Origin of the sequence: Clostridium sp. (assembly GCF_016650095.1) — a bacterium.
GTDB lineage: Bacteria > Bacillota > Clostridia > Clostridiales > Clostridiaceae > Clostridium_AD.
Genome location: NZ_JAENWL010000294.1, coordinates 1 through 4,776, shown reverse-complemented (window position 1 = coordinate 4,776; position 4,776 = coordinate 1). Strand labels below are relative to the sequence as shown.

Here is a 4,776-nt window from a genome sequence, read left to right as displayed (position 1 = left end):
TTTTTCTTCAGGTAGAACATGCTCAATAAAATACATTTTGCCACCTGGCTTTAATACCCTATATACTTCACTAAGAGCCTTTTCGGGATTGTCAACGGAGCAATAAATTAAGGTTGAAACTACACTATCAAAAATCTCGTCTGGAAATGGTAATTTTTCAACACTTGCTACCACATAATCAATATTCAAGTGTGAATTCAGTGGTTTATTAGTTATTAAATTATTAAACTTTAGTTCCACAACAGTTAATTTTGATAAGTTCTCATGAATATAATAATCAAAATTCACTCCTGTTCCTGCACCAATTTCTAATACATTTCCTTTAGCCTGAGGTATCAATTCGCTTCTTCTTTTACTTAAAGCTCTTTTCTCAAACGGCTTCATAAATAAATCAAATATTCTTGAACTTATCTCTATCATTTTGCATCTCTCCTTATGTATCAATGAGAGATGTGGACATTCTCCCATAATGTGGTATTATGTTTTTGTACCCCCACTAGGTATATACGTTATTTCCATTATAAATGAATATTGCTAAATAATCAATAGAAAGTAGTCCTTAAAAATATCTAAGCTGTATCAAATGAAATGTATTTTAATATTTCACAAAGATTCTATTGATATACGTAAATCACACTCTATAATGAGTATAATGATGTTAGGTTATAGTAGATAAAACTATTTATATTTTAACAAGGGGATGTAATTGATATGTTAGATATTATAATAAAAAATGGGTATATAGTTGATGGTACAGGTAATCCTTCTTATAAATGCAGCCTAGCAATAAAAGATGGAATTGTGGTAAAAATCGAGGATAATATAGACCAGCAGGCCTTAGAAATTATTGATGCCACCGGACTTGTAGTTTCTCCTGGATTTATTGATGTGCACAGCCATAATGATTTGGTACCTTTTATGGATGAAAATATTCAAAATTTAAAATTAATGCAAGGGGTAACAACAGAGCTTGTAGGACAATGTGGTTTAGGAGTTATTCCTTGTATTGATGGAGAAGAAAATAACATATGGAAAAACTATATAAGAGGTGTAGTTGGGGACCCAGGACTTACGTGGAATTTTCCTAATGTTTATGAATACGTTAATCAAGTAACTAAAATAGGACTTAAAAATAATTTTACAGCTTTAATTTCTCATGGAGCAATTAGGACAAGTGTTATGGGCTTTAATACTAGGATACCAAATGAAGAAGAGATTCGCGCTATGTGTAAACTCGCAGACGATGCTATGGTATCCGGTGCATTTGGCATGTCTATAGGACTCCAATATATACCTGCAATTTATAGTACGAAAGATGAGTTAATAGCTATATGTAGCGTTATAGCAAAATATGATGGAATTGTTATGGTTCATCTTAGAAATCATGATGATACTATAACAAATGCGCTAGAGGAAATAATTTATATAGCTAAGCAGTCTAAGGTAAGGCTTCACATATCACACATGAGATCGTATAACTCAAAGGATCTGGGCTCAGATGCGCAAAAGCTTATAAGTTGCATAGAAGTCGCAGTAGATAAAGGAGTAAAAATAACATTTGACGAGCATTTATATTTATCGGGAAGCACTCTTATGACTCAGCTTTTACCACCTTGGGTTACTGCCGGTGGAAGTGACGATATGGTTAAAAGACTTCAAGATGGAGATTTGGTCCTAAGACTTAAAGAAGAACTTAGAAGTTACAAAACGCACTATAAAGGCTGGGACAATTACAGCTTAATTACGAGTTGGGATGGCATACTTATAACTTCAGTACAAGAAAATAAAAATTTGAAATACGTTGGTAAAACTGTAGGAGAGATTGCTAAAAATTTAGGTATTGATGCTGTAGATTTTGCATTGCAACTGCTTATGGAAGAAAAGTTCGGTGTAGCAATCGTAACACTAGATGTATTTTCGCAGGAGGATACCATTAAACTTATAAAGCACCCTTTGCAAATGGTAGGCTCAGATAGCATACCAGCAGGAAATCCACATCCAAGGCTTTACGGGAACTTTCCACTTTTTATAGGTAAATTCGTAAGGGATAAAAGGGTTCTTTCCCTTGAGGAGGCAGTATATAAGATATCATATTTGCCTGCAAAAACTTTAGGACTTAAAAATATAGGAGAGATAGCAATAGGTAAAACGGCTGATATAGTTATATTTGATTTAAACGAAATTAAAGGCTTTGAAGATTACTTTAATCCAACTAAAGCCCCTGTTGGAGTTAAATATGTAGTATTAAATGGTAATGTTGCATTAAGAGATAGTGTGGTATGTAAACATTACTATGGAAAGTTTTATAAACTAAAAAAGTTTAAGTAGTCTTCATTTTATTTATTCATTTGTGTCAACATTACAATTTCTAATTTTTACAATTTCTTCTTTTGATCTGCCATCCTTTACATAAAGAATTATACCTACAAATCCAATTGCAATTAGAATTGATGCCATTCTAAAAGACACATTCATTCCATGGATACTCGCAAGTATAGTTGAAGTTTGTTTACTGTGCTTAACTGAATTTGTCATGACAGTAATAAGAATAGCTGAACCAATAGCACCCGATACCTGACGTAATGTGTTATTTATTACAGCACCATGAGCAATATGCTTACTATCAAGTGAATTAATTCCCCACGTGGTAAGTGGGGATAAGATCATGACCAGACCTATCATTCTAAAACAGTACATAATAGATACATAGATTACTGAAGTATTTTCACCTAAATATGAAAAAGAAAATGTTCCTATACCTAATATTGCCATACCAACTATACATAAAATACGTGGACCATGTTTATCTAGAATCCTCCCAGTTGCAGGGCTTAATATAGCTAGAAATAAAGCACCCGGAAGCATTATAAGTCCAGATTGAACAGCAGAATACCCACGAATACTTTGGATATAAATAGCAAGCAGAATTGTAGCTGACATCATAGCAGCATAAATAATACAGGTTAGTATAGTACTAACTGTAAAATCACTACTTTTAAACACTCTTAAATCTAAAAATGGATTTTTCGAACCAATTTGTCTTAGTGTAAAAACAATAAGTGATATCACCCCAACAACTAATGGAACATATGTAATTGGATTCGCCCATCCAGAACTTCCTTGATTACTAAAACCAATAAGTAGTCCTCCAAATCCCAATGTGGATAAAATTAGAGACCTTATGTCTAATTTATCTTTTTTTGTTTGTCCAACATTTTTTAATAAAAAAAACGCTATTACAATATCTACAAAAGATATACTCGCGAGTATATAAAATAAACTTCTCCACCCAAAGTAATCAATTGCAAATCCCGAAAGTGTAGGCCCAATTGATGGAGCAAAACCAACTGTAATTCCAATTATACCCATAGCTGCGCCTCTACTCTCAATAGGGTATAGCTTTAGTATAACGATTTGTACCAATTGTACGAGAATACCCGCTCCCATTGCCTGAATAATACGTGAAGCTATCATAAGATTAAATGTTGTAGCAAATATAGAAAATACACACCCAATAAAAAAAAGTCCCATAGCGCTAAGGTATAATTTTCTCGTGCTAAACCTATTTACTAAATATCCTGTAGTTGGAATAGTTATACCGAGTACTAGTAAATAAATTGTAGTCAACCACTGACCTATATTAGCATCCACTTTAAAATCTTTCATCATACTTGGTAGCGCTGCTGTAAGCACTGTCTGACTAAGCAAACTTAAAAACGACCCTACTATTACTATAGTTACAATTATATTTCTTTCTTTTTTACTTATTACATTCACTAGTATCATCCCCTAATTTACTTTTCAACTTGTTAAATATAGCTATCTCTATTTTTAACGATTTTTCTTTTTCCAGAAATGATAGCATTGCATCCATAATTAAGGAATTATACAACCCTAATTCAGCTTCTTTTTCTACAATATTTATTGCCTCTGTTAATTTTTTTTGTTCAATAACAGTATCATGTTTTACAATAAGATCCTTTATCTCTTTAATTGTTTTGTAAATAAACACTTGCTCAGATGAGAATAAATTATCGCATGCATCACCATTCTCAGAGTAAAAAAAAGATTTATCTATAACAGCCGGAACCTTTTTTAGCTCTTCAATTGTCATCTCTATTATTCGTATAACATAATCTCCAACAAAGTTCGGTTCAAATTCTTCCTTTTTAATCCGCATAATCAAAATAAATTCATGCACTAAACTATCTATTAAAAAAACCGTTTCCCACACAATAGATTCTATTTCATCTCCATATAGACTTGTTAAACTCTTGTGATACTCTGATAATAAATTATCTCTTATTTTTTCCTTAACTTTATACATTGGTTGTCCTTTGATCTCAGAAAAATTTTCTATTATAAATAGATTAAAAGGAGTATTAGAAACCAAGTACTCCCACACTAAAATTATCTTCTTTTTTAATTTATCTTTATTATTCATTTCAAGATTTTCATCAATAGCCCTCGCTCTGCTTAGAAAATTTTTATTAGAATAAGCTAATATTTCATAAACTAAATCCTCTTTTGTTGAAAAATGTTTATAAAAAGTTGCTTTAGATATTTTACATGTTTTTACAATATCATATATTGAAGTAAAATGAAGTCCCTGCTTATTAAAACATTCTTTTGCTACATCCATAATCAATTTTTGCTTTTCATCCATCTTAATCATCTCCCACTAAAACTTACAAGTACTGTCTAGTACACTATAGTACTGTATTAATATACGCCTTTTTCAAAAATAAATCAAGACTGTTAAATAAATAAAAGCTC

At 31.6% G+C, this 4,776-nt stretch carries 4 protein-coding genes; 1 reads left to right on the top strand and 3 read right to left on the bottom strand.

The window, feature by feature from the left end:
- Positions 1–420: class I SAM-dependent methyltransferase (locus JJE11_RS14760; protein WP_291636950.1), on the bottom strand; the 420-nt coding region annotated here is incomplete at its 3' end.
- A 291-nt stretch (positions 421–711) separates the two neighbouring features.
- Here JJE11_RS14760 and JJE11_RS14755 point away from each other — a divergent pair.
- Complete coding sequence (locus tag JJE11_RS14755; protein ID WP_291636948.1) at positions 712–2,328, top strand: amidohydrolase family protein; 1,617 nt, start codon at positions 712–714, stop codon at positions 2,326–2,328.
- A gap of 12 nt (positions 2,329–2,340) precedes the next feature.
- On the opposite strand, the gene JJE11_RS14750 is transcribed toward JJE11_RS14755, so the two are convergent.
- Both JJE11_RS14750 and JJE11_RS14745 read right to left on the bottom strand, forming a co-directional pair.
- The gene (locus JJE11_RS14750; RefSeq protein ID WP_291636946.1) at positions 2,341–3,777 is read right to left on the bottom strand and encodes an MDR family MFS transporter; all 1,437 of its coding nucleotides are present in this window, start codon (positions 3,775–3,777) and stop codon (positions 2,341–2,343) included.
- Positions 3,761–4,666: a TetR/AcrR family transcriptional regulator gene (locus JJE11_RS14745; RefSeq protein ID WP_291636944.1), complete on the bottom strand. Its 906-nt coding sequence runs from the start codon at positions 4,664–4,666 to the stop codon at positions 3,761–3,763. The genes JJE11_RS14750 and JJE11_RS14745 overlap by 17 nt, the downstream gene beginning before the upstream one ends.
- Positions 4,667–4,776: the final 110 nt, after the last annotated feature.